Source organism: Kitasatospora sp. NPDC042419 (assembly GCF_056437345.1).
The window spans coordinates 60022-84547 of sequence record NZ_JBWKAW010000026.1 but is presented as its reverse complement, the minus strand read 5'-3'; the positions used below and the strand labels follow the sequence as shown (position 1 = coordinate 84547).

General features: G+C 71.6%; 27 protein-coding genes and 3 pseudogenes. 18 read left to right on the top strand and 12 right to left on the bottom strand.

Annotation, left to right across the window (positions count from 1 at the left end):
• Nucleotides 1-84: 84 nt before the first annotated feature.
• From AC067J_RS34195 to AC067J_RS34175, 5 genes are all read right to left on the bottom strand, one after another.
• Nucleotides 85-957 carry a DUF1206 domain-containing protein gene (locus AC067J_RS34195; protein WP_478305901.1) on the bottom strand — a complete coding sequence of 291 codons (873 nt, stop codon included), beginning with the start codon at nt 955-957 and terminating at the stop codon, nt 85-87.
• Between the two features lie 94 nt (nt 958-1051).
• Nucleotides 1052-1225: a CsbD family protein gene (locus AC067J_RS34190; protein ID WP_478305899.1), complete on the bottom strand. Its 174-nt coding sequence runs from the start codon at nt 1223-1225 to the stop codon at nt 1052-1054.
• Between the two features lie 63 nt (nt 1226-1288).
• Entirely contained in the window at nt 1289-1915 is a 627-nt protein-coding gene (locus AC067J_RS34185; protein WP_478305897.1) for a hypothetical protein, read from the bottom strand.
• Nucleotides 1916-2373: 458 nt separating this feature from the next.
• Entirely contained in the window at nt 2374-2622 is a 249-nt protein-coding gene (locus AC067J_RS34180; RefSeq protein WP_478305895.1) for a hypothetical protein, read from the bottom strand.
• Nucleotides 2597-3280 (bottom strand): type III effector protein, encoded by a 684-nt coding sequence (locus tag AC067J_RS34175; RefSeq protein ID WP_478305894.1) that lies wholly within the window; start codon nt 3278-3280, stop codon nt 2597-2599. Before AC067J_RS34175 ends, AC067J_RS34180 begins: the two co-directional genes overlap by 26 nt.
• 113 nt (nt 3281-3393) lie before the next feature.
• On the opposite strand from AC067J_RS34175, the gene AC067J_RS34170 reads away from it, so the two are divergent.
• The 6 genes from AC067J_RS34170 to AC067J_RS34145 all read left to right on the top strand — a co-directional run bounded on the left by AC067J_RS34170 (nt 3394) and on the right by AC067J_RS34145 (nt 6047).
• Complete coding sequence (locus tag AC067J_RS34170) at nt 3394-3828, top strand: Hsp20/alpha crystallin family protein (protein WP_478305892.1); 435 nt, start codon at nt 3394-3396, stop codon at nt 3826-3828.
• A gap of 122 nt (nt 3829-3950) precedes the next feature.
• Complete coding sequence (locus AC067J_RS34165) at nt 3951-4244, top strand: STAS domain-containing protein (RefSeq protein ID WP_478305890.1); 294 nt, start codon at nt 3951-3953, stop codon at nt 4242-4244.
• 45 nt (nt 4245-4289) lie between these two features.
• Nucleotides 4290-4694 (top strand): DUF2267 domain-containing protein, encoded by a 405-nt coding sequence (locus AC067J_RS34160; protein ID WP_478305888.1) that lies wholly within the window; start codon nt 4290-4292, stop codon nt 4692-4694.
• A 61-nt stretch (nt 4695-4755) separates the two neighbouring features.
• Nucleotides 4756-5154, top strand: a complete 399-nt coding sequence (locus AC067J_RS34155) for a DUF2267 domain-containing protein (RefSeq protein ID WP_478305886.1) — start codon at nt 4756-4758, stop codon at nt 5152-5154.
• Between the two features lie 88 nt (nt 5155-5242).
• Nucleotides 5243-5491, top strand: coding sequence for a DUF6296 family protein (locus AC067J_RS34150; RefSeq protein ID WP_478305885.1), 249 nt, complete (start codon nt 5243-5245; stop codon nt 5489-5491).
• A gap of 337 nt (nt 5492-5828) precedes the next feature.
• A complete protein-coding gene (locus tag AC067J_RS34145) occupies nt 5829-6047 on the top strand; it encodes a DUF6296 family protein (protein ID WP_478305883.1) in 219 nt (72 codons plus the stop codon).
• A 262-nt stretch (nt 6048-6309) separates the two neighbouring features.
• On the opposite strand, the pseudogene AC067J_RS34140 reads toward AC067J_RS34145, so the two are convergent.
• Nucleotides 6310-6438 (bottom strand): annotated as a pseudogene (locus AC067J_RS34140) (plasmid stabilization protein); the annotation flags it as partial.
• Between the two features lie 368 nt (nt 6439-6806).
• Nucleotides 6807-7280, bottom strand: coding sequence for a hemerythrin domain-containing protein (locus tag AC067J_RS34135; protein ID WP_478305882.1), 474 nt, complete (start codon nt 7278-7280; stop codon nt 6807-6809).
• Between the two features lie 229 nt (nt 7281-7509).
• On the opposite strand from AC067J_RS34135, the gene AC067J_RS34130 reads away from it, so the two are divergent.
• The 3 genes from AC067J_RS34130 (at nt 7510) to AC067J_RS34120 (ending at nt 11551) form a co-directional block, all read left to right on the top strand.
• Nucleotides 7510-8403 (top strand): SDR family oxidoreductase, encoded by an 894-nt coding sequence (locus AC067J_RS34130; RefSeq protein WP_478305881.1) that lies wholly within the window; start codon nt 7510-7512, stop codon nt 8401-8403.
• Nucleotides 8404-8520: 117 nt separating this feature from the next.
• Nucleotides 8521-10791, top strand: a complete 2271-nt coding sequence (locus AC067J_RS34125; RefSeq protein ID WP_478305879.1) for a catalase — start codon at nt 8521-8523, stop codon at nt 10789-10791.
• Between the two features lie 229 nt (nt 10792-11020).
• Nucleotides 11021-11551, top strand: a complete 531-nt coding sequence (locus AC067J_RS34120; protein WP_478305877.1) for a hypothetical protein — start codon at nt 11021-11023, stop codon at nt 11549-11551.
• Between the two features lie 404 nt (nt 11552-11955).
• Here the strand turns inward: AC067J_RS34120 and AC067J_RS34115 are convergent, their stop codons facing one another.
• Nucleotides 11956-12978 carry a YihY/virulence factor BrkB family protein gene (locus tag AC067J_RS34115; protein WP_478305875.1) on the bottom strand — a complete coding sequence of 341 codons (1023 nt, stop codon included), beginning with the start codon at nt 12976-12978 and terminating at the stop codon, nt 11956-11958.
• 230 nt (nt 12979-13208) lie between these two features.
• Here AC067J_RS34115 and AC067J_RS34110 point away from each other — a divergent pair.
• Nucleotides 13209-13358 (top strand): annotated as a pseudogene (locus AC067J_RS34110) (glutathione-dependent formaldehyde dehydrogenase); the annotation flags it as partial.
• Between the two features lie 436 nt (nt 13359-13794).
• Here AC067J_RS34110 and AC067J_RS34105 read toward each other — a convergent pair.
• Complete coding sequence (locus AC067J_RS34105) at nt 13795-14145, bottom strand: PRC-barrel domain containing protein (RefSeq protein ID WP_380431653.1); 351 nt, start codon at nt 14143-14145, stop codon at nt 13795-13797.
• A gap of 482 nt (nt 14146-14627) precedes the next feature.
• On the opposite strand from AC067J_RS34105, the pseudogene AC067J_RS34100 reads away from it, so the two are divergent.
• A pseudogene (locus tag AC067J_RS34100) lies at nt 14628-14999 on the top strand (DUF2267 domain-containing protein); the annotation flags it as partial.
• Between the two features lie 43 nt (nt 15000-15042).
• Nucleotides 15043-15219 (top strand): hypothetical protein, encoded by a 177-nt coding sequence (locus AC067J_RS34095; protein ID WP_478305873.1) that lies wholly within the window; start codon nt 15043-15045, stop codon nt 15217-15219.
• Nucleotides 15220-15697: 478 nt separating this feature from the next.
• Here the strand turns inward: AC067J_RS34095 and AC067J_RS34090 are convergent, their stop codons facing one another.
• Complete coding sequence (locus AC067J_RS34090; RefSeq protein WP_030396173.1) at nt 15698-15925, bottom strand: hypothetical protein; 228 nt, start codon at nt 15923-15925, stop codon at nt 15698-15700.
• A gap of 517 nt (nt 15926-16442) precedes the next feature.
• On the opposite strand from AC067J_RS34090, the gene AC067J_RS34085 reads away from it, so the two are divergent.
• From AC067J_RS34085 to AC067J_RS34075, 3 genes are all read left to right on the top strand, one after another.
• Nucleotides 16443-16646, top strand: a complete 204-nt coding sequence (locus AC067J_RS34085; RefSeq protein ID WP_030918248.1) for a cold-shock protein — start codon at nt 16443-16445, stop codon at nt 16644-16646.
• Between the two features lie 362 nt (nt 16647-17008).
• Nucleotides 17009-18553: a DEAD/DEAH box helicase gene (locus tag AC067J_RS34080; RefSeq protein ID WP_478305870.1), complete on the top strand. Its 1545-nt coding sequence runs from the start codon at nt 17009-17011 to the stop codon at nt 18551-18553.
• A gap of 131 nt (nt 18554-18684) precedes the next feature.
• A complete protein-coding gene (locus tag AC067J_RS34075) occupies nt 18685-19065 on the top strand; it encodes a CBS domain-containing protein (RefSeq protein WP_478305868.1) in 381 nt (126 codons plus the stop codon).
• Nucleotides 19066-19572: 507 nt separating this feature from the next.
• Here AC067J_RS34075 and AC067J_RS34070 read toward each other — a convergent pair.
• Both AC067J_RS34070 and AC067J_RS34065 read right to left on the bottom strand, forming a co-directional pair.
• Nucleotides 19573-19851 carry a helix-turn-helix domain-containing protein gene (locus AC067J_RS34070; RefSeq protein WP_387895092.1) on the bottom strand — a complete coding sequence of 93 codons (279 nt, stop codon included), beginning with the start codon at nt 19849-19851 and terminating at the stop codon, nt 19573-19575.
• A 1469-nt stretch (nt 19852-21320) separates the two neighbouring features.
• Nucleotides 21321-21959, bottom strand: a complete 639-nt coding sequence (locus AC067J_RS34065) for a TetR/AcrR family transcriptional regulator (RefSeq protein ID WP_478305866.1) — start codon at nt 21957-21959, stop codon at nt 21321-21323.
• Between the two features lie 74 nt (nt 21960-22033).
• On the opposite strand from AC067J_RS34065, the gene AC067J_RS34060 reads away from it, so the two are divergent.
• From AC067J_RS34060 to AC067J_RS34050, 3 genes are read left to right on the top strand one after another with little or no spacing between them, the layout of a single operon-like run.
• Nucleotides 22034-22747, top strand: coding sequence for a carboxymuconolactone decarboxylase family protein (locus AC067J_RS34060; protein WP_478305864.1), 714 nt, complete (start codon nt 22034-22036; stop codon nt 22745-22747).
• Between the two features lie 56 nt (nt 22748-22803).
• Nucleotides 22804-23907 carry a helix-turn-helix domain-containing protein gene (locus tag AC067J_RS34055; RefSeq protein WP_478305862.1) on the top strand — a complete coding sequence of 368 codons (1104 nt, stop codon included), beginning with the start codon at nt 22804-22806 and terminating at the stop codon, nt 23905-23907.
• Nucleotides 23908-23910: 3 nt separating this feature from the next.
• On the top strand, nt 23911-24477 hold the full coding sequence (locus AC067J_RS34050) for a S8 family serine peptidase (RefSeq protein WP_478305978.1): 567 nt from the start codon (nt 23911-23913) through the stop codon (nt 24475-24477).
• Nucleotides 24478-24526 lie beyond the last annotated feature (49 nt).

Here is a 24526-nt window from a genome sequence, read left to right as displayed (position 1 = left end):
ATCGAGCCGTCGGTGCTGCTCACGGCTCCGGGCGTGGCCCCGGACGCCCGGGGCCGGTCGGCTGCTTGGCCGAGACGCTTGCGGCTACGGCTCGGTTGGGTCCGGGTGTTCGGCGGCCGTGCGCCAGCGGGCTTCGCAGAACGAGTAGAGGCCGAACAGCACGAGGCCGACCGCCGCGGCGATGAGGAGCACGGGTCCGGCGGGTGTGTCGGCGAACGAGCGCAGTGTCTCGTCGAGGCCTTTGGCGCGGTTGGGGTCGAACTTCACCGCGGCGAGAAGGATGAACAGGCCGGTGACCGCTGCGACGGCGCCGCAGGCGACGCCGCCGATGATGCCCAGCGTTGCGACGACACGGCGTGTTGGTTCGCTCATCTTGTCCGTCCGGAGGTTCTCCTCGAATTTGCGCATCGCGGCGCGCACGGCCATCACCACGCCGACGATGATCAGGACGGCTCCGACCGCGCCGACGAGCACCCGGCCGCCGGGCCAGTTCAGCACCCTGGCGGTGTACTCCTTGGAGGTCTCGTTGCTGGAGCGGCTTCCGGAGGACCCGCCGACCAGGACGGTCTGCACCACGGCGATGGCGATCACGGCGTAGAACACCGCCAACCCCAGGAAGCCCAGGCGCACCGTCCACTTGCCACTGTCCGACCCCGCTGGTCCGAACGAGGCCTCGGACAGCCGCCACAGCGCCATCGCCGCCAGCCCCACCACCAGCGCCCACAGCAGGACGCGACCGAACGGCTGCTCGCCGATGGTCCCCACCGCGCCGGATCGCTCGGCCTGCTGGCCGCTCTTGTCGCCGAAGCCGATCTGAATGGCCAGGGCCCCCACCAGCACATAGATCACCCCTCGGGCGCAGAGTCCGACCCGGGCCGTGATGTCCATGGCGCGGCTGTCGGCCAGGCGTTGTCCTTGGGATTTGGCCCGTGCGGCAGAACCGTTTCCTGTGGCCATGGATGTGCACCTTCCCGTGTCGGACCTGCACCCCGTACGGCCGAGACCGCCCTGAGCCCTCGGGCCGATTCGAGTCTGCGGCGGGGTGCGGTGATCAGTGTTTGAAGGCGTCCTTGATCTTCGCTCCCGCCTGCTTGGTGTTGCCCTTGATCTGGTCGCCGCGGCCCTCGGCCTGCAGACGCCGACTGCCGGTGACGCGGCCCACGGTCTTCTTCGCGCCACCTTTGACCGCTTCGGCCTTGTGCGCGATCTTCTTGCCGATACTCATGGCAAGCCACCCTTCGAGAGCAGATTGCTGGGGCGTGCCCGTGAGGGCATGTGCGGCGGCCGGTCAGCGGTCCGCGCGTGGTGGTGTCTCTGGTCCCCCGGGATCGGAGCGGTGCCCGAAGGGGTGCGACCAGTTCCGGTGGCCGTCATCCGTTTCGGGAGGGAGGGCGTCCCGGGGTACGCCGCTGTCAGAGGCGTCCGCCGGCTCTGCGCGGGCGGTGTCACGCCGGCCGATCAGGTCGTCGCGTTCCCTGCCGGCTGCGGCCGTTTCCGCGCGGGCGGTGTCACGCTGGCCGATGAGCTCGTCGCGTTCCCTGCCGGCTGCGGCCGTCTCACGGCGGGACTCCTTGAGTCCGTGGCGTGCGGCGCGGCCGCGCCGGGAGGTCCGACGTGCTCCGCCCAGGAGCAGGCTCAGGCCGAACATGGCAAGGGCGCCGACGATGATGCCGTACAGGAACAGCGTGCCGGTGGAGCCGGTGACGTGGTAGCCGAACACCTCGAACCCGCCGGTGAGCGCGTGTCCGCTGCCGGTGTTGGTGAGGACACCGGCCACGCCGACGACGACCGCGGCGACCAGGATGACGAGCCCAATGATGATGATCATGGCGCGCTCCCGGAGATATGCGCTGGTAGGTCCACGGTAGAACCGCACCGTGTGCGAAGCCAGCCTGACCAGGGACAGCGTGATCAACGCGGGACAGGGCGCCTGCCGCACGCAGGCGCACGAGGCCGTGGCGCGGGCCGGCCGGACGTCCGGCCGCTGCCGGGGCGGCGCTCAACGCGGTCGGATTGTCCTCGATCAGTCCGGGCGATGCCCGGAACTTCTCGGGGGACCGGTCCTCGGGAGGGGGCGGCCGGTGACGGCTGTGACCGCGCTGGCCGCCCGGCCCAGGATTCTTCTGCCCTCGGACGTCATCAGGCCGGCCCACCACGCCGCCCGCGTGTGATCAATGACGCCTGACGGCAGATCCGCCGGACGGGTGACAGCGCCGTCCACCACCGCGGCCGGCCCGGGGCGGGTTGCCGGCTGCGCTGCTCTCGGAGACGCCGGGCCGCTCCGGGCCGTCGAGTGATCACGAGCGCTGGAACGCGGGCGCCGGGCCCGCTGGTCCGGGTGGTCGCGGACCGCGGGGGTGGCCCCCGGCCCCGTCAGGCCGGCTGGTTGTTCGGCGCTGTGGCCGGGGGGCTGTCCCGATAGGGGGCGGGCAGTGGCCAGTTGGGGTGGGCGAGGTGGTGGCGCAGCGCGTCGAGTCGGGCGAGTCGGGTGTCGAGGGCGGTGGTGACGCTGTTCGTGGTGGCGGCTACTCGTGTTTCGAGGTCGTGGATGCGGTTCAGGAGGTCCTGCCAGCGCCTTTCGGCGGCGGCGACGGGGTCAGGCGCGGCGTCGGTCGCTGTCATCGCGGAGCTGGGTGGTGCGGTGGGTGAGGGCGTCGAGGCGGGTGGCGAGGTCGCGCTGGCCGGTGCCGAGGTGGGGACGGACGGCGGCGAGGGGCTCTATGAGGTCCGCGGGGTCGGTGGCGCCGAGGGCGGCGGTCAGGGCGGCCTGGGTGCGGCGGGCGCCGGGGGCGAGTGCGGTCGCGGTGATCTGGGCGGCGAGGACCCGCAGCTCGGCGGCGTTGTCGCGGGCCCAGGCGGTGACCGTTCGGTCGGCGGCCCTCTGGTCGCGGACAGCCTTGACGCGCTCCGCGCCAGTGCCGGCGTGCTTCGTGCTGCTGGAGGGTTTGAGGCGCAGGTAGCGGTTCTCGGCGGCCTGGCGGCTGGCGACGCCCATCGGGCGGGCGAGGTCGGCCCAGGTGGCGCCGGCCTCCCGGGCGGCATCGACCAGGCCGGCTTCCCAGCCGGCGAGCTCAGCGCGCAGCTCGCGCAGGAGGACGAGGGCGGCGAGGGCATGCTCAGGGCCCTGCGTATGTGGGGTGGTCGGGGGTTGGGACGCGGGGTTGTGGGCGGTGCGGACGGCGTCGTCGATGGCGGCCAGCGCTGCGGCGGCGGCCAGGAACGAGGCGGGCTCGACCGGCCGGGGAGCGTCGGGTGCGGCTCCGCGGGGCTTCTCACTCATGAGGTCACTCTATCGGCGACGCATCGACTTGTCATCGGATGGATGACGCGCTACAACAGTGTCAGGTGAAGCGCACCGGCTCCCATAGCCCAACCACCTGGAGGTGTTTCGCGATGCTGCTGCGCACTGACCCGTTCCGCGAGCTGGACCGGCTGACCCAGCAGTTCCTCAACACGACCGGCACCTGGTCGCGTCCGACGCCGATGCCGTTGGACGCCTACCGGGCCGGCGACGAGTACGTGATCTGCTTCGACCTGCCGGGGGTGGACCCGGAGGCGATCGACATCGACGTCGAGCGGAACATGGTGACTGTCAAGGCCGAGCGCCGCCCGCGCCAGGAAGGCGAGGGCGTGAAGTGGGAGCTGTCCGAGCGCCCGCTCGGCGTGTTCTCGCGACAGGTCATGCTCTCCGACACCCTCGACCCCGCCGGGATCACCGCCGACTACGACGCCGGCGTGCTGACTCTGAAGATCCCGGTCGCCGAGAAGGCCAAGCCCCGCAAGATCGCGATCAGCCACAGCGGCGACCGCAAGCAGATCCGGGCCTGACCGGCCACCGAATGGCGTTCCGGCCGCCCCTGATCTCTCCCCCCTCGATCGAAGGGGCGGCCGGAACATCCCCAGCCGCCGGCCGCCCTTCCGGGCCCCGGCCGAGGACACGGGGCAACGCCATGAACAGCCAGGGCAACGAATCCTTCGTGGTACGGGCGTGGGGCGAGATCGACCTCGACACCGCACCCTCGCTGCACCGTGCTCTGGCCGCCGCGCTCGAGTCGCACAGGGAGGTGGTGCTGGATCTGTCGGAGGTGACATTCATGGACTGCGCGGGCCTGGGCGTCGTGGTCCGGGCCCGCAACCAGGCCGACCACGGCGGCGGGCGCCTGGTCCTGCGCGGGGCGGGGCGCCGCGTGGTCCGGCTGCTCAAGCTCACCGGTCTGAACCGGCACCTGGCCGCCGAGCCCTGACCGGGCACCGGTCGCGTCGACCCATGGGACGAAGGGAGAACCGCGGTGACTCCACGATGGGAGGCGTTCCTGGACGAAGTCCGGGAACGCGGCGAGTACGACACCCCGCAGGAGGCGGAGCGCGCGGCCCGGGTCGTCCTGGCTCTGCTCGGTGCCCACCTGGTCGGCGACGTGCGCGCCGAACTGGCCGCCCGCCTTCCGGATGCCATGGCCCTGGTCCTGCTCGACCCGCTGCACGCCGCTGAGCCGCTCAGCCACGAGCGCTTCGTACGCGCCACCGCGGCCTGGATCGAGGGCGCCACCGAAGTGACGGCCCTGTGGGATATCGGTGCCGTCCTGTCCACGGTGGCGGACGCCGCCGGCGACGACCTCACCGGGCGCGTCCTGCTCCAGCTGCCGCCCGGCTACGACCTGCTGTTCGGCCGCCCTGCCGCAGGAACACGACCCTGACCCCCCACCTCACCCCGGCCGCCCTCCCGCGGCCGGCCAGCCCCCGGAAGGCCCCACGGTCATGACCCGCTACCGCCACCTCCTCCAGCAGGTCCGCAACCTCGGCCGCTACACCGCCGACGAGCAAGCCGAACGCGCCCTCACCGCCGTCCTGACCGTTCTGGGCTCTCAGCTCACTGGCGAAGAACGCTGCGATCTAGCCGCCGCCCTCCCCGACCGGGCCCGAACCGTCTTCGCCACCCAGATCCCCCTTCCCGCTCCGGTCACAGCCCCCGCGTTCGTCGAAGCCGTCGCCCGCAACCTGGACACCAGCCTCAGTGCCGCCCGCTGGGACACCTCCTCCGTCCTGACCGCACTGACCGACCTCTCCGACGGCCACCTTGCCGACCGCATCCTCGCCCAGCTACCCCGCGGCTACGCGCTGCTCTTCGGCCGCGCCGACCTGACGGCCGCAGCGTGAACCGGGGCGGCGCACCGCCGGACCGCGCCCGGGCCGGGGGGACGGCCCGCGCCCTGGGCCGGATCCTCGGCTTCGACCCCCTCCACGCGTGACGGCCACCGTGGTGGGGGGATCCGCTGCGGCCGCCAAGGGCGGGTACCTGCTGCGGCTGCGGGACACGGCCGGCGCGGTCCGCAACGCCGTCGTGACGGCGAGTGCCCGTACAGGCCCCGCGGGGCACCGCGTCTACATCGACGACGACGGACGCTGGGAGGTCGAGATCACCCGCAGCGGAGAACACCGTGTCCTGCGGATCACGCCCGGCCTGCGGATCACCTCGCTCGCCTGCCTGCCATGACGGGCGTCCGCCGCGGTGACCGGCGTGCGTCACTGGGGCGGGCGCCGGTCACCGGCCAGGGCCGGCAGGCGCGGATGCGACGCCCGGCGGCGTGGGCCCCACGCGTGGCCATGCGGAACCGGTCCGTACCGCTGGGCCCGGGGACGCGGTCCGGGCCCGCGATGATGAACGGCTCCGACAGCGTCGGCCGCCACAAAGCCTCTACGCGGTTGGCCGGCAACGACGCGCGGAACCACCGCTTGCCGGGCGGGGCCGCGGCCCCGCCCGGCAGTAGGAGAATGGAAGGCCCCTATCCCCGGCCGGTGGACCAGGCCGACCGCGCTCGCGGAGCTCCGCCATGCACCAGACGTACTTGATCACCCTTCCCCGTCCCGTCGGCGCCCACGCCCCGCAGCCCCAGGCCACCGTCACCGCGACCGGTGAACTCAGCCCCCTCGGCAACCCCGTCTACAGCGACCCGGCCGGCACCCTGCGGGTCGAGATCACCCCGGGCGGCCACGCCTGCCTGCTGACTCCGGGCCCCGACGGGCCGCTGCACGCCCAGCCCCTCGACTGACCCCGCTCCGACACCGCCCGCAACGCCACCTCCGCACCCGGCTCCGGGCCGTCCGCCGACCGCGCCGTCAGGGCACGTCGTCGGAGCCGTGCCCGGCAGCGGCCGCCATACACGGGGCGCTCCGGGTCGGCCGGGTCCGCATGGGCCACGTCCACCCGACTCCCCGAACCTTGTGTTCCGAGGACCGGTGCGCCGGCCCACGGGCTGTGAATCGGATCGGTTCCGTGATCGGCCTGCCTGCCCCACCGACCTGGGTGTTCGGTCAGTGGCCGAGAGCGTCGGCGAGTTCCTTCTTGCTCATCGTGGAACGGCCGTGGATGTTGCGCTGCTCCGCCTCGTTGTACAACTGTTCCTTGGTCGGCCCCTGGGAGCCGGAGTGCGAGCGTTGGCCGCGTTCACCTCGCGCCTACCCGGGCCTGCCCGCCCGACGCGGCCCGTCCGGCCGGGCCACCACCGAGCGAACCCGCCCTCGTGACCGCGGGCCCGTCACGGATGAGAGCCCCAGACGGTCCGCTGGACGACGGCGGCGGAGATTCAGGTCTCGACGTTGTCACCGGTGCGGCGCCTGACCCACCGGTCTGTGACGCGGACGTCGCCGCTGAGGTGGGCGGCGGCTGTGTCCGATCCCGTCACCTGCCCGGGATGGCAGGCACGACGGCGGGCGCCCACTGCTTCTTGGCCGTGTCTCCAGGCTCCGCTTCCGCCGGGGCGGGCACCACGCGGGCGCTGCGAGCCCGCGTCCGGGTGATCCTGCGGCAGTCAGGCGTCGGCGCTCGGGACCTTCAGGGGGTCGCGGGTGGCGGTCTTCTTCGCTTCCTGGAGCTGTTCGCCGAGTTCGACCAGGCGGTTGCGGCCCATGGCCTTGCGGACCTCGGGGAACCAGTCCTTCTCCTCCTCCTCGACGTGGTGGCGTACGTTCTCCATCAGCACGGTCATCTTGGCGTCGAACCGCTCGTCCTTCGGATCCATGCCGGCCAGCTCGGACAGCATCCACACCACGACGTGGTGCTCCTCGATGCTTTCCAGGACGTGGTCCTTGGTGTCCGGCGCGGCCTCGCGGGCGGCCGGGTAGAAGACCCGTTCCTCGATGACGGCGTGGACGGTGAGCTCCTCGATCACCTGGTCGACGATCTTCAGCTTCTCCGCGTACGCGTGGTCGCCGGCCTTCTCGAAGGCCTTGAAGAGCTTTTCCACGGTTTTGTGGTCGTCCTTGAGCAGCACGATCGCGTCCATGCGGTCCTCCGGTGAGTGGGTAACGGGGTTGGTGTGTGGGGCACGCGTACCCGTGATCGGTGGGCTCACCCCGCCCGCGCGGCGCCGGGCCACCCGGGTGCAGCAGTGCGCCGCGCCAGGGCTCGGCCCGGGCGCCAGGATCGAACGGGACGGGTGGGGCGACGGTCGACGGGTAGCCGCGACCATGAGGCACACCCTCCTTGGAGCCCGGAAAGGCCGTATTCCTGTGATGAGCGATCAGTCGACCTCGTCCGAACCGGCGCGCCGACGGCCGGAGCCGCCGATGCCGCAGCAGTCCCAACCGCACCCGGGAAGCGGTGAGGCGATGGAGCCGGTGCCCGATCACGGGGAGGACAGCTACCGGGGGTCGGGCCGGCTCGCGGGTCGGGTCGCCCTGATCACGGGCGGTGACTCCGGGATCGGGCGGGCCGTGGCCCTGGCGTTCGCCCGGGAGGGCGCCGACATCGCGTTCTGCCACCTGCCCGCCGAACAGCGGGACGCCGACGGGACGGTCCGTCTCGTCGAGGAGGCCGGCCGTCGTGCGGTGGCCGTTGCCGGTGACATCCGCGAGGAGGGGTTCTGCGCGGATCTCGTGCAGCGGTGCGTGGGGGAGCTGGGCGGCCTGGACGTCCTGGTGAACAACGCGGCCTACCAGATGTCCCAGCCGGACGGCCTGGCCGCGATCAGCACCGACCAGTTCGACCGCGTGATGAAGACCAACCTGTACGGCATGTTCTGGCTCACCCGGGCGGCACTTCCGCACCTGCGGGAGGGCGCGTCGGTCGTCAACACCGCCTCGGTGCAGGCGTACAAGCCCAGCCCGCACCTGCTCGACTACGCGATGACCAAGGCCGCGATCGTCGCGTTCACCCAGGGCCTCGCCGTGCAGCTCGCCCCCGACGGCATCCGGGTCAACGCCGTCGCCCCCGGACCGGTGTGGACGCCCCTGATCCCGGCCACCATGGACGAGGACAAGGTCGCGCACTTCGGCGAGCAGTCCCCGATGGGGCGTGCCGCACAGCCCGCCGAGATGGCTCCCGCCTACGTCTTCCTCGCTTCCCCCGAGGCCTCCTACATCACCGGCGAGATCGTCAACGCCACCGGCGGAACCCCCCTGCCCTGAGTCCCCGCCCTGTCCGTCGGGGCGGTCGTTCGTGTTCGTCAGGCACCGACAGGCCCGGGGCCTCCGGTCCCGGCGAGGACCGCGGCCGCCGGGTACCCCACCCGCATCGGAGGAACCATGTCCAAGCCCGGACCGGTGAAGAAGATCGTCGACGCAGTTACCGAGGCCGTGCGCGACGACGACCGGCCGACCGTGGAGGTGCCCGGCGCTCCCGGCGTCCAGCCGCCGCCGCTCGCGGAGCCCACCGAGCCGAGGGCGCCGCTTCCGTTGAAGCCGGACCAGCGGGCGCCCGCCCCGCTGTCCCCGACCGGCCGGGAGACCGGCGCCCCCGCGGACACGGCGGCGCAGAGCGGCGGCTACCTCACCACGGCGAACGGCACGCGGCTGCCGGACTCCGACCACTCGCTGAAGGCCGGGCCGCGCGGTCCGGTGCTGCTGCAGGACCACCACCTGCGCGAGAAGATCACGCACTTCGACCACGAGCGGATCCCCGAGCGCGTGGTCCATGCCCGGGGCGCCGCCGCGCACGGGGTCTTCCGCGGCTACGGCACCGCCGCCGGCGTCAGCAGGGCCGCGTTCCTGGCGGAGGGCGTGGAGACACCGGTGTTCGTGCGGTTCTCCACCGTGCTGGGCTCGCGCGGGTCGGCGGACACCGTGCGCGACACCCGAGGCTTCGCGACGAAGTTCTACACCTCCGAGGGCGTCTTCGACCTGGTCGGCAACAACATCCCGGTGTTCTTCATCCAGGACGCGATCAAGTTCCCCGACGTCATCCACGCCGGCAAGCCGCACCCGGACCGGGAGATCCCGCAGGCGCAGAGCGCCCACGACACGTTCTGGGACTTCGTCTCCCTGCACACCGAGGCCACCCACCACACCATCTGGAACATGTCGGACCGCGGCATCCCGCGGTCCTTCCGGATGATGGAGGGCTTCGGCGTCCACACCTTCCGCCTGGTCGACGCCGAGGGCGACACCACGCTGGTGAAGTTCCACTGGAAGCCGAAGGCCGGCGTGCACTCACTGGTCTGGGAGGAGGCCCAGCTGATCAACGGCATGGACCCGGACTTCCACCGCCGCGACCTCGCGGACGCCATCGAGACCGGGAACTTCCCGCAGTGGGAGCTCGGCATCCAGACCTTCCCGGACACGCCCGACCAGACCTTCGCGGGCATCGACCTGCTCGACCCGACGAAGTTCGTCCCGGAGGAGCTCGCACCGGTGCGGCCGATCGGGCTGATGACCCTGAACGCGAACCCGACGAACTTCTTCGCCGAGACCGAGCAGGTCGCCTTCCACCCCGGGCACCTCGTCCCCGGCATCGACGTCACCGACGACCCGCTGCTCGCCGGGCGCCTGTTCTCCTACCTCGACACGCAGATCACCCGCCTCGGCGGCCCCAACTTCGCGCAGATCCCGATCAACCGCACCCACGCGCCCGTCAACGACATGCTGCGCGACGGGTTCCACCAGGACGCCGTGCACAGCGGCGTCGCCCCGTACAAGCCGAACTCCCTCGACGGCGGCTGCCCGTTCTTCGCCGGTGCCGCCGAGCACGCCTTCATCGAGCACCCCACCCCGATCGCAGCCGCAGCCAAGGTCCGCGAAGCGCCCGCCTCGTTCGCCGACCACTTCGGCCAGCCGCGGCTGTTCTGGCTGAGCATGAGCCCGGTCGAGCGCGAACACATCATCGCCGCCTACACCTTCGAGCTGTCGAAGGTCCACGAGCCGGCCATCAGGGAGCGGGTCCTGACCGTCCTCGCCGAGATCGACGAGGTGCTCTGCGCGGAGGTCGCCGCAGGCCTCGGACTGCCCGCGCCGCGGGCCGCGGCCGGCGCCCGTGCCGAGGTCGCGCCCAGCGCGGCGCTGTCGCAGGTCGGTCGGCGCTGGCCGGCCACCGGCCGGGTCCTCGGCATCCTCACCGGCGCCACCAGTGACCCCGCCGCCGTCCGGCAGCTGCGGGAAGCCGCCCTCGACGCCGGACTGCTGCCACTGATCATCGCCCCCACCGGCGCCCCCCTGGCCGACGAACTCGCCGTGCAGAGGACCTACGCCGCGGCCCGCTCCGTCGAGTTCGACGCACTCCTGGTGGCCGGCGTGCCATCGCCGGGCGCCGACGACCGCGGCGCCCGGGACGCCAAGTCCGGCGCCGTCGCGGGCGGGCAGTCCACACTCGACTCCCGCGCCGTCCTGCTCGTCAACGAGGCATGGCGGCACGCCAAGCCGATCGCCGGCCTCGCAGACGCCCGAGCCCTGTGGACAGCGGCGGGAGTCGACCCACAGGCACCCGGTGTGATCACCGTCGCGGAAGGCGCCGACGCGCTCCCGCAGCTCGTGGACCTGCTCGGCACCCACCGCGTCTGGGAGCGGTTCCCGGCACGGGCCTGATGTCGTCGACGTGCCCCGCATGCGTGCGGAAGCACCACCCGCGCGTGCGGGCACGTCGCGCCCGGGCGGCTCCCGGACGAGCGGGTCAGGAAGCAGGAGAAGCAGACAGCTGGGCCCGCAGGCCGTCTCCCCGGCGGGCAGGCGCCCGTCGGCCGTGTGCGCAACGATGGACAGTGACAGCCCCCCGCGGGGCTGCCCTCAGCAGGCTCAGGTCTTCGGAGGACAGGCGATGACTGCGCAGCCGCGGACGGATCCGCTGAACGTCTACTTGAACGACCATCTCACGGGCGCGTTCGGCGGAAGCGCGCTCGCCCGCCGCATGGCCGACACCCACCCCCATCTTGCGCGCGCCTCCGCGCTGCGCCAGTTGGCCCGGGATGTGGAGCAGGACCGGGACGACCTCGTACGGATCATGAACCGGCTGGGCGTACCGGTCCGGCACTACCGCACCTGGCTGGGCGTGGCCGGCGAACGGCTCGGGCGCCTCAAGCCGAACGGCACGCTGGTGCGCCGCTCCCCGTTGAGCGATCTGATCGAGCTGGAGACGATGCGCGTCGGCGTCGAGGGCAAGGCCGCGCTGTGGCGCGCGTTGCGTGCCATCGCCGACCAGGACGCCCGCCTGGACCCTGACGACCTGGACCGCCTCACACAGCGGGCCAACGAACAGGCCCGTCTGCTGAACGGCTGGCATCACGAGGTCAGTGTCAACGTCCTCGCCCCGCACGGCGCCGGACACCACCGCTCCGCGCCCACCCGGTGAAGCCGACGACGAGCACCGTACGGGGGCAAAGTGGCAGCTGCCCCCAGACGCGAAGGGTGCCGCTCGACCTCGGTCTGAAGCGCCCGACCCGGAGCGCAAATGTGAGCCGTCGCCCTCGCCGCACCGGTGGGCGAAACTGAGGGGGGACGGACAATGTAGGTCATCGTGATCATCCTCGGAGTAATCCTCCTGGTCATCGGATTCCTCACCAGCATTTCCATCCTGTGGACCTTCCCACGCGGACAACGCTGCCCGCACCGCCGTACCGGAGCGGCCCGGGCTGGGCCGGTCGGCCTACCGAGGGGAACTCCGGCCGGGTCAGGAGGTGCTGGACGCCTGGTGGGCGGGACACATCGGTCGTGCACTGCGCCTGCTGTTCACCGTTTGGATCGCCGGCCCGTTGATCAGGGCTGTTCGTCCTCGGGCCAGGTGTCGGTGTCACGGGGCCGGACGTACGGCTCCTCGTCCTTCGGCAGGCCGCCCTCGATGGCGCGTTCACGGGAGAGTTCGGCGTCGAACTCCAGGCCCAGCAGGATGGCGAGGTTGGAGATCCACAACCAGACCAGGAAGACGATGACGCCGGCCAGAGTGCCATAAGTCCTGTTGTAGGACGAGAAGTTCGCGACATACAGGGCGAACCCGGCCGAGGCCGCCATCCAGAGGGCCACCGCGAGGGCGCTGCCCGGGGAGATCCAGCGGAAGCCGCGGTCGCGCACGTTGGGCGCGGCCCAGTACAGCACGGCGATCATGAGCACGACCAGGAGCACCAGGACCGGCCACTTGGCGATCGACCAGACCGTGAGCGCGGTACTGCCGAGACCCAGGGCCCGGCCGACGTGGTCCGCCAGCGGCCCGGTGAACACGACGATGACCGCGCTGGCCGTCAGCAGCGCCATCAGCAGCAGCGTCAGCCAGAGCCGCAACGAGGTGGTCTTCCACACCGGACGGCCCTCCCGGATGTCGTACACGGCATTGGAGGAGCGGATGAACGCGGCGACGTAACCGGAGGCCGACCACAGGGCGGCCGCCAGGCCCACGACCAGCAGGACCGCGCTGGTGCCGGTGTTGTTCTGCAACTGGTCGACGGCGCTGCGCAGGATGTCCCGGGCGGCACCCGGTGCGAGCTTCTCCACGTGGTCCAGGACGGTCGTGGTCGCCGACGTGCCGGCCACACCGAGCACGGAGACGAGGACCAACAGCGTGGGGAAGATCGCCAGGACGCTGTAGTAGGTGAGGGCAGCGGCGCGGTCGGGCAGTTCGTCCTCCAGGAACTCCTTGCCGGTCCGCCGCAGTACCGCCCACCAGGACCGTCGGGACAATTCGCCGAGTGTGTCAGGGGCGGCCGCCTCCACGCGACGGCTCGGGCCCGGGCGGTTGCCGCCCTCCCCACCACCGTTCCGGTGCGATCGGCTGAACAGGGGAGTCATACCGGGCGTCTGTCCGCAACGCCGCCGGCCAACCACGGGGAGACCTGTCGTCCTGCCGTAGCCCGTCCACGTGGTCGGACCTGCTGCCGAACGACAACCGGACCGTGAGGACGCCGGCGGGTTCCGGGCCCGGCATGACGGCCAGGCCCCTGCCTGCCCGCCCCGTTTCGCCACCGGTCGCGCGGACAGACGCGATGGCGAGGGGCCGCGGTCCATTCCTGGCAGTGGCAGTGAAGGCTCTGACATGGCACGGCAAGCGCGATGTCCGGATCGACTCGGTCCCCGATCCCGTGATCAAGGACCCGACCGACATCGTCGTCAACGTCACGGCCACCGGGCTGTGCGGGTCGGACCTGCACCTCCACTGGGCGTGGACGCCTTCGCCACCCACCACGTCCCGCTCTCCGGAGCACCCGACGCCTACCGCATGTTCCAGAAGATGCAGGACGGCGCCGTCAAGATCCTCTTCAGGCCGTGACCCGTCGTCCACCCTTCACGCCCTCCACGCCGGGAGAGCAAGCCTGTGTCGGATACCCGAACCGCTTCGACGGCTGAACCGCACTCGTCACCGGCTCCTCGCGCGGATGCTCGACCAGGGCAAGGCGGTCAACTCGCGCCGAGCGGTCCGAGTTTGGGTGCGATGACCGATGGCTCGCCCTTGCCGCCGGGGCTGGCATGTGGTGCGTTGGTCGCATGTCCCACGGTAGAGGGAGCACCGGCTGGTCCGGTGAGCGTGCCGCGCCGACCCGCCGGTACGCCCGGGAGGGCGGCCGGGGACCGGCCGCCCGGCCAAGTGGTTCCGTCCGGTGCCCGGGTTCAGCGGTCGTGGGATCCGTAGTAGCTGCCGAGGGTGGTGCGGTAGGCGGGGTCGTTCTTGTGGGTGTCGGGGTCGTACTCGGGTGCGTCCTTGATCTGGTCCTTGGTGCGGTTGACGTAGATGGTCTCGTCGTCGTGGTCGACCCGGGTGACGGTGCCGGCGGGCAGCATGACGTGCTTGCCGATGAGCCACGGCTTGCAGTTGACCACGATGTAGGCGGATCCGACCTCGTCGGTGGCGTCGTCGACCTTGCCGACGGTCCCGTCGGTGGCCTCGACCTTGTAGCCGTTCAGGTCGGTGCCGGGCGTGTACTGCGAAGCCTCGGGGTAGCCCCAGATGTCGTGCGACATGGCGTTCCTCGTTCCGTTGCTGGTGGGGGAGTGAGTCTGATGGGCGGCGAGATGCCGCGCCGCGAGTACAGCGGGTCGCCCCTGTATGCGGGTGGCTGCTGTGCCGTCGTGGCCGTCGAACCAGTGGTCGGGCCGTGGGTGAGGAAGCGGACACGCCCATCGGTGGGCAGAACGACGGCAATGACGGCTGCCGAACGGGTGCCGAACGGGTGCCGTTCGTGCGGACGCTGAGCGGGTGCGCACCGGCCGCCGGTTGCCGACGACGCTGCCTCACCGTCCCTTGTGCCGGACACGCTCCAACTTGACCGCCAGCTCCTCCCTCCAGCGTACGTTCGCCTGACCCCGATGGCGCGGCGGTGTCGCCGCGCGCCGTCGTCCGGGAGCACCACTCACTGCGGCGTGCGCCCACAGGATGATCTCGATCGGGCTGCCAGGGCTTCGTCGCGGCGAGCGCCAGCGCCGCCCGCGTCCGGAGACCGCCGGTCGAGGAACGCGGCGAATGCAAGACACCTCAGGAGGCGGAGCGTGCCGCCCGCGTCGTCCTCGGGCTGCTCGGCGCCCACCTGGCCGGCGGCATCCGCGCCGAGCCGGCGGCCCGCCTGCCCGAGCACCTTGCGCTGATCCTGCTCAACCCGCTGCAGGCTACCGAACCCCTGAGCCCCGAACGGTTCGTCCGCGCCACCGCCGCGTGGATCGAAGGCGCCACCGAGCAGACCGCGCCGTGGGACATCGGCGCCGCCCTCAGCACCGTTGCCGACTGCGCCGGAGACGGCCTCATACAGCGCGTCCTGCTCCAGCTGCCCGCAGGTTACGACATGCTCTTCGGCCGACCCGCCGCCGGCGGGCACCCCTGACCGCTCCGGGCCCCAGTGGCCCGCACGCGGAAGGCCTCACACCATGACGTGGCACCACCTCGCCCAGCAGGTTCGCGAACTCGGCCGCTACGACACCGACCAGGAAGCCGAACGCGTCCTGGAATCGGTGCTGACCGCACTCGGAGGCCAGTTCGTCGGTGGGCCGCACCACCGCGGCGTCGCTGCGCGTTGGCGGGTCGGGAGGTGGGTGACCGGGTGATGTGGCGCAGCGGGGGCAGTGTGTCGCGCAGGGCGTAGAGGTCGTCGGTGGTGGCCGTGCGCCCGGCGGCGTCGGCGGTATGCGGGCAGGAGTGGAGGGTCGGTCCGATCAGATCCTGGCCCGGAGTCCATGCCAGCACCAGGCCGGTCCCCGGACGCTGCCGGGCGGAGAGCCCGGCGGCCTGGGGCGGTGCCGGCTCGAACCCTCGGCGGGAAAGCACCGCACAGACGGACTCAAACAGATGATTGTCATCCACGCGCGGAGTCAATCGCTTACCCAGCCCGCTGCCGACCGTCAATGGCGGATCGTCATGTGTCGTTCCGGCCATTGCCGGTACGGCTCCCGGACCGGATCGGTGGGTGCCCGTTTGGCCTGGTCGGGGTGTGCCTCCCCTGGAGGGAGGAGCACCGACGCGACGGTTCAGGGACGCACCGTGCGCGCTGCGGTGTTCTCGGCTGAGAACCGCGTGCGTCCTGGGTCAGAGTTTGAACATCGCGGTGTAGGGCTGGGTGATGCGTTCGCGTCGCGATCCGAAGTCGACGAGTACCGCGATGTCACTGTCGCCTTCGACGCCGACGGCCCGGCCGAGGCCGTACGTGTCGTGGGTGACGCGGTCGCCGACGGCGAAGTGCTTGCGCGGTGCTTCGATCCGGGCCTTGAACGGGCTGGTGGGCAGGACGCGGCGGACTGCTGCAGATTTCGTCATTCCCTGCAGTATGCGCCGAAAATCGCAGGAAGGGGTCTTTCTGGCACACTCAATATTTCGGAGCTGCGGCAGGAGCTTCGCCGGCGCCGTTCACGTGGTCCGGGATTCATCGGCGGCCTTGGTGCGTCGCTTTCGCGGGTCTGTCTCAGCAGGGGCGTGCGCCCGGCTCCTGCGCGACTGGCCCTCCCGGGGAGGGCCAGTGGGCGGTCCCCAAGGGGCGGTGTGCATGCTCAACCTGGATACCGTGTAGGCGTGTTGGTTGTTCTGTTGTCTTGGGTTCGGCTGCCCCTGGGAAGGTGGCCCGCAGAGCCGGGGCGGAATATCCGCCCGTGGCGGGCCTGGGCCTGCTAGAGTCGCTCTTAGTTGCAGTAGTGGTTCCCATGAACTTTGTGTGCGCCTGCTGATGTTTCGCAGGCGCCTTTTTGTTTCCCGGCTCTTCCCCGGGTGGGTGCTCATCGCGGCGACTCGAAGCGCGCGCTGTGCGTGCTCCGGACAGCCCCTTGAAGGAGATTTCTTTATGGCTAATGGCACTGTGAAGTGGTTCAACGCGGAAAAGGGCTTCGGCTTCATCGAGCAGGAGGGTGGCGGTCCTGACGTGTTCGCCCACTACTCGAACATCAACGCCAACGGCTTCCGTGAGCTGCTCGAGGGCCAGAAGGTCGAGTTCGACGTCACGCAGGGCCAGAAGGGCCCGCAGGCCGAGAACATTCGTCCGCTGTAGTTTCTGCCACGGCACCCGCCTGGTCGCGAGGGGCCCGCACCGCGTACATGATGCCCGGTGCGGGCCCCTCGGCATTGCGCCACGCGCGCTCCCCGGCCGTTCAGGCCCCCTGGCTCCGCCACCGGCGGCCATCCCCACGCGAGACGCACAGCGCCGCGTCCGGATCGGCGCCCTGCCGTGACACCCACGGTTCGAGGTTCTTCGCTCCCGCCCCGCGGTGAGCGCTGACCTGAGGTGACGTGCCGCACGGTTTCACCGTCCACGCCCCGCACTCCATACTTTCGGCCCGATCCCTGCGGCCTCCTGCCGGCGCCCCGCGCTGCGGAGCCGCCTCGCGACGTGCCGCCCCAGGAAGGTTTCCCATGAACCGCTCCAGTCGCTCCCCGCACCAGAACGCCAACTCCCGCTCCTCGGCCTACTCCCGCTCCGGCGGCAGCTCCTTCTACGGCGACCGGCCCTCCGGCGGCGGCCGGCACTCGTCCGGACGGACCAGCCGTCAGGGCGTGTCTGTTCAGGGGGAGTTCGCGATGCCGGTGAGCACCACTCCGGCACTGCCGGCCGTCGAGAACTTCGAGGAACTGGACATGCCGAAGGCGCTGCTGTCGGTGCTGACCCGCCAGGGCGTCACCACGCCGTTCCCGATCCAGGCCGCCACGCTGCCGAACTCGCTCGCCGGCCGCGACGTTCTCGGACGAGGCCGCACCGGCTCCGGCAAGACCATCGCGTTCGGTCTGGCCGTGCTGGCCCGCACAGCCGGACAGCGCGCCGAACCCCGCCGCCCGCTGGCCCTGGTCCTGGTCCCCACCCGCGAACTCGCCCAGCAGGTCACCGACGCCCTCACCCCCTACGCCCACGCGGTGCGCCTGCGCATGGCGACCGTGGTCGGCGGGATGTCGATCGGACGCCAGGCCCACGCCCTGAACCACGGGGCGGAGGTCGTGGTCGCCACCCCCGGCCGGCTCAAGGACCTGATCCAGCGTGGCGACTGCCAGCTGGACGGGGTCGGCATCACGGTGCTCGACGAGGCCGACCAGATGGCCGACATGGGCTTCCTGCCGCAGGTCACCGAACTGCTCGACCAGGTCGCCGAGGGCTGCCAGACGATGCTGTTCTCCGCGACCCTGGACCGCAACGTCGACCGCCTGGTCCGCCGTTTCCTCAAGGACCCGGTCACCCACTCGGTGGACCCGTCCGCCGGGGCGGTCAGCACGATGGAGCACCACGTGCTCCACGTGCAGAACCACGACAAGAACGCCACGATCGCGCACATCGCCTCGCGCGACGGCGGGGTGATCATGTTCATCGACACCAAGCACGGCGCCGACCGCCTCGTGGAGGACCTGCTCGCCAACGGCGTGAAGGCCGCCGCCCTGCACGGCGGCAAGTCCCAGCCGCAGCGCACCCGCACCCTGGAGCAGTTCCGCACCGGCCAGGTCACGGCGCTGATCGCGACCAACGTCGCCGCCCGGGGCATCCACGTCGACGGGCTCGACCTGGTCGTCAACCTCGACCCGCCGAACGACCACAAGGACTATCTGCACCGCGGCGGGCGCACCGCCCGGGCGGGCGAGTCCGGCAGCGTCGTCACCCTCGTCCTGCCCAACCAGCGCCGCGAGATGGCCCGGATGATGACCACCGCCGCCATCACCCCCGTCACCACCCGGGTCAGCGCCGGCGACGAGGAGCTGGCCCGCATCACCGGCGCCCGCGTGCCCACCGGCATCCCCACCGTGATCGCGGCCCCCGTCGTCGAGCGCCCGCGCCGCAGCCCGTCCACGAGCCGCAACCGCCGCAGCCGCCCCGCCCCTGCCGTCGGCGGAGCCACCGGCACGGCTGCCGTGGGCCGTGCCGGCCAGGGTTCCTCCGGCCGCCGCCGGGCACCCCGACGCGTCGCCCTCGCCGCCTAGCAAGCAGACGCGGGCCCGGACCGCCGCCGCGGTCCGGGCCCGCCCCCGGCGGACCCCGCCGGTCGTCCCGCTGTCGTCAGCGCCCCCACCACCGCCGGCCCCGGCGGAAGCGACCCCGAAGGAGTCCGCCCATGACCCTCACCCTCGAACGCCCCGCCGCCGCTGCCACGGTCCGCGACCTCATGACCCACCCCGAGCTCCAGATCAGCGACGACGTCATGCTCGACGTGGCGATCCACATCCTCCACGGCTCCGGCGCCGACCACCTCCTGGTCCGCGACGACGACGGCCGCTGCGCGGGCCTCCTGACCCGGCGGCACCTCGCCCCGTTCCAGGCCCGCTCCCGGACCACCGCACGGACCCCGGTACGCGACATCGTCCTCGACCGGGCCCCGTTCGCCACCCCCGACATGCCCGCCGCCACCGCGACAGCCGCCATGCGCGCCCGGGGCCTGGCCGTGTGGCCGGTCGTCGACCACGACGGCCACGCCATCGGCCTGCTCGCCCTCTGAAACCGCCCACCCGCTCACGCACCGCGCTCCCTTCCGCCCGTTCCCGGCCGGAGTCTGACGGTGCGCAGTGGACGGCGGTCACCCACCCCGCCGTCGCTCCAGCGGCAGCACCCGCCACGCCCCCGCCTTGCCGAGAGCGCACAACGCCCGGACGACCTGCTGCAAGGGCTGAGGCCGCTCGGCCTCAAGACGTCGGACCTGTGCCGTGGGCGCCACCGTGTGAGGCTTCGTGCGCTCCCTGAACAACGCGAAGTCCGGCAGTCGAGGTGGTGGGGGCGTGGGCCCGGTCCGGTCAGGGGGAGTCCGGTCCGGCCCACGGGGCGGGGCACGCGTCATGACCCGGGTAGAACGGTTCTGGACACCCCCGGGAGTGCAGTCCAACGGGGCGATGAGCCGTCGTACCGGACGGCGCCGGCGGTCGGAGGGCTGGGGTGCTCGTGTCCGGGGCGGCCCGCGGTGAGCACGTGTCGCTCACCGCGGGCCGGCCCCGTCGGCCTGGGGGGTGGGTCAGGTGTCGGCTGCGGGTTCCTGACCGGCGTCGCGGCGGAGCTGTTCGTTGATGCGCAGGGCTTCTTCGAGTTGGTCTTCGAGGATGATGATGCGGCAGGCGGCGTCGATGGGGGTGCCCTGGTCGACGAGGTCGCGGGCGCGCATGGCGATCCGTAGTTGGTAGCGGGAGAAGCGGCGGTGTCCGCCCTCCGAGCGCAGGGGTGTGATGAGGCCCTGGTCGCCGAGGGCGCGTAGGAAGCCGGGGGTGGTGCCGGTCATCTCGGCGGCGCGGCCCATGGTGTAGGCGGGGTAGTCGTCGTCGTCGAGGGAGTCGGGGGTGTGCGGTCGAATGGTTGCCGTGGTCACTGCACCTCTTCTTGTTGTTGTGTCCGGGGACGCGCTGAGGGGCCCCGGGGCCATAGCGGCTCCCGGGGCCCCGAAGGGTTTTACACCATCTACCGGCTCTGGGGCCGGGTTCCTTATGTCCGCACAGCCCCGGGGGAGGGGGCGTGCGGGGATCGCGTATGCGTGACCGGAAACCACCGTCCTTGCCTTGGGGTCTACGGAGTCCGCCCGGGCTGATTCCTCACGGGCCGGGCGATCCTGATGGCGCGCTGTCCCTCCATTCATCCTCTGTACTGGCCGGTTACTGCGAACTGCGGGTACGTCCAACTGCCTGGTAATGCGACCTGCTCGGTACTGCTCGTACGGGTACTGCGGTTACTGCTGTGGCGGTCCCTGGCGGTCCCGCCGACTCCGGCAGCCAGCCCCGTCGCCCGTCCTGCTCAACCTGCTCGGCTTGGAACCCCGCTGCCGGACTCCCGGTACGCGCGCCCGCAGCCTGGGCGCCTTCACCGGGATACCGCGTACTGCGACTGCCGGTACCGCTGAACTCAGCTCTACCTGCGGGTACTGCTCCTGCTGAACCGCGGTACCGCTGGTCGGCGGCCCCTGATGCCTGCGGGCCGCCCGGCCCGGCCACCGGCCCTGTCGCCTTACTGCACCAACCCTGGCTCCAGAACCCTGCAACCGTGCCCACCTGCGAACTTCCGTACTTCTGCCCGCCAGTTCATGTCTGGCGAGTACCGCTCGACTGCTGTCTACGAGAGAAACACTAACCACGGTGCACGGCAATGTCTACTCCGGCGGGCACAGATTTTCCGGTGTCGGTCGGGGAGGTAGTCTGCGCCCCGCACGCGGTCGCCGCAGCCGCACCAGGACGGAGGGCGCCGCGTCCGGCGGCCGGACCACGAGTGAAAGGGAGGCGAGCGGTGGAAGGGCCAGGCCGCGCGGCGCGCATCCCCGACCCCCATACCCAGGCGTCGCTGGCCGCGGCCAGCGACGAGGCGGTGCGAGACCGGGACGAGCGGGTCCTGCGCCGGCTGATGGCGCGTTTCGCCGAGCAGGCCGCCATCACGGACGTGCCCGCCCTGCGGACGCCCTCGACGCCACCGGTCAGCACGGCGACCGCCCCGCCCGCGCATGCCCACCCGGGGCCGGCTCCGAACCGTGACCGGCAGCACGCGCGCGGTAGCAAAGTGCGTCCGTGCTCGTACACGCCCCTGGCATGCGCCCCGAGCGTGCGGCCTGAGTGGTCGACTCCGGAAGTCCTTCGGGGGTTGACGTGAGGTCAGGCCGTGCGCCAGGTGCGGATCGCAGGTTCGGTCCGGCGAGGTAGAGGTCACAGGTGCAGTCCGGGGCGCCGGCCAAGAGGGCCGGCTACCGTGGCGCGGCACCAAGCCGCTCTGCCGCACGCCACACCGCCGTCACCCCTTCGCGGGCGAGATGCCAACCAGTTTCACCAGGAACCGGTCCACCTGTTCCTCCAGTGGGGGCCAGGGCAGCTCGGGCTGGTTGACGCGCAGCGAGACCGCGCCGTGGACGGCCGTGCGCAGATCCAGGGAGACGGTCTCCGCGTCGCCGCGTGTCGCCAGCCCGGCGTCCATGCAGCGGCGGATCGCCGCGGTCGTGCGCTTGGCCATCTCCTCCTTGAAGGACATGTCCGTGCGCCGGTTGAGCGTGCTCTCGTGCAGCACCTTGTACAGCCCCTGATGCTCGCGGGACCACGCGCCGAGCAGCGCCGTTCGGGCGCGCAACGCGGCCACCGGGTCGGCGGCGCCCGACTCCGCGTCGTCCACCGCGCGCAACAGGCCCGCATGGCAGTGCTCCAGGGCGGCCAGCACCAGAGCGTCGCGGTCGGCGAAGTGGATGTAGACGGAGGTCGCGGCGATGCCCACCTCGCGGGCGACCGCGCGCAGCGACAGTGCCTGGTCGTCGGCGAGTTCGTCCAGCAGACGCAGCGCCGCGTCGACGATCTCGGCGCGCAGCCGCTCGCCCTGGCCACGCGGGTTGCGGCCGCGCGGCGCCGGGCGGGCGGTCGTTCGGGCCGGGGTAGTCGCATCCATGATTCGCCATTGTAATGGACTGCCTGTAGGGCTACATTCGTAGCCCTACAGGCGTTCACATAAGGAGAGTCACCATGACGCTGCCGACCCAGACCGCGGTCAAGGAGCTGGACCCGGTGTTCGCGGAGATGGCTGCCGCAAGCTTCCAACTCACCGAGTCGGGAACGCGGCTCACGCCACGTGAGCTCGCTCTGCTCAGCCTCGTCGCCGACGTCTGCGAACAGGTCCTCGGGATGCCGTTCGAACTGCACGTGCGGGCCGCTCTGGACAGCGGCCTCGACGCGGATGACCTACGCGAGCTGCTCCGTTTCATCTCCTACGACAGTGGCTACCCGGCGGCACTGGCCGCCTTGGTGCGGCTGGCTGAGGTCGAGCGCAAGCACGGCCTGCCCGGGCCGACCGGCCAGGGCCACCAGGTGAACTCGGAGGGCGCGGGCAGCCCCTTGCCCGCGACGATGCGCGCTGAGGTGCGTGCCCTCGACCCGGGCCTCGCCGACTACATGGACCTGCAGTCGCGAATGCGCGCCGGCATGTCCCGGATCAGCGTCCGCGAGCGGGCGTTCGCCACGATGACGGTGGACGTCCTCTACCAGACCCTCCAGGAGAGCTTCCGCGCCCACGTCGGCCGCGCGCTGGGTACGGGGGCGACGCCCGACGAGGTCCGCGCCGCCGTCCGCGCCACCGCGACGTTCGGGATGACCCGTACCTGGCGCGCCCTGAACGTCCTCGACACGCTGCTGGCCGAGCAGGGTGAACCGCAGGGAAAGCAGTCGGCCAGGGACGCCTGAGCGCCCGCCGGCCTGCACCACGCACGCGACTCGGTCCGCAGGCCCGGTCCGGCGCGGTGCAGGCCGGCGGGCGCGGTCCAGGGCATCGTAGGGCGAGCCGGCGAGCCCACCGCAGCGCGGCAGGCCGCGCAACCGTCAGTGATCCACTTCGCGAGATCGGCCGTTCCTCCTGCCACGCGCCTACCCTGCGCCCGCCCCGTCCTGCCGACCGCCGCCGAGCGCGAGCGGCTGAAGAAGATGGCCTACGGTCACAGGACCGAGTACCGGCTGCGGGTCCGTGCGCAGGTCGTCCCGCACGCGGCACGGGGCGCTCCAACGCGCGCATCGCCCGCGAGACCGGCCTGCACCTGGACACCGTTCGCACTTGGCGGGGCCGGTTCGCCGACGGCGGGCTGCCGGCCCTGGCCGACCGCAGGCGCTCCGGGTGCCCGGCCCGTTTCACTTCCGTGCAGGTCGCCGAGGCAAAAGCGCTGGCCTGCCAGTTACCCGCCGAGACCGGCGTGCCGCTGTCGCGCTGGTCCTGCCCGGAGCTGGCCGCCGAACTGACCGCGCGCGGGATCACCGATTCCGTCTCCGCGTCCACGGTGCGCCGCTGGTTGCGCGAGGACGCGCTCAAGCCCTGGCAGTACCGGTCCTGGATCTTCATCCGCGACCCGGGCTTCCGCGTCAAGGCTCAGAGTGTCCTGGACCTGTACGCCCGCACGTTCGAGGGTGTCCCGCTGGGCGAGGACGAGTACGTCGTCTCCAGCGACGAGAAGACCTTCGTCCAGGCCCGCTGCCGCTGTCATCCGACCCTGGCTCCGGGGCCGGGCCCGGGCGATGCGCGTCAACCACGAGTACGGCCGCGGCGGCGCGCTGGCTTACCTGGCCGCCTACGACGTCCACCAGGCCAAGGTCTTCGGCCGCTGCGAGCCGAAGACCGGCATCGTGCCCTTCATGGCTCTGGTCGAGCAGGTCATGACAGAGGAGCCCTACGCCAGCGCGAAACGCGTCTTCTGGGTCGTGGACAACGGCTCCTCCCACCGCTGCCGGCGGGCTGTCGACCGCCTGGCCAGCAGGTTTCCGATCTTCAGCACGGAACTGCCCGTCGACGGGCCGATGACCGTCCATGCGGTCCAAGCGCGGGGCAACGGCGGCAAGCTCACCCATTCCGGAAGTAAGACCTGGGACCTGGACGTCGAACTCGTGGCCGGCGGGGCGAGCGAGGAGGAACGGGAACACTACCGGCAGCTGAAGCGAACCCAACTCCGCCGGGACGCCCGAAGCCCGCACCACCTCACGCTCCGCGACATCTCCCGGACAGAAGACCCCGCCCAGGCCTGAACGTCCTGACCGTCGGCGCCTACACCGACCTTGCCAAGCCGCCCCAGGACGCCGACTTCGACGGAGACCGGATTCTGGCCGCGGCCGGAGAGCTTTCGCCCTTCAGCCGCACCTCCGTAGCCCTGCCGGCGAGCACCCCCATCAAGCCGGACATCGTCCTCGAAGGCGGAAACCTCCTCGTCGACGCCGACGGCACCCTCACCGACCAGCGTGACGTCGTCAGCCTCACCACCACTCACAACGGCCTCGACCGGCCGCTCACCACCGCCAACGCCACCAGCGCAGCCACCGCCCAGCCCGCACGTCTGGCCGCCATGGCCCACGCCGCGTACCGCTGCGCCGCTACGGCTGGGGCGTGCCGACGGCGGAACGGGTCCTGTCCAGCGCGGCCAACGCCGTCACGATGATGACCCAGGGATCGCTCGTCCCTTTCCGTAAGGAGAAGAGCGGCGTCCA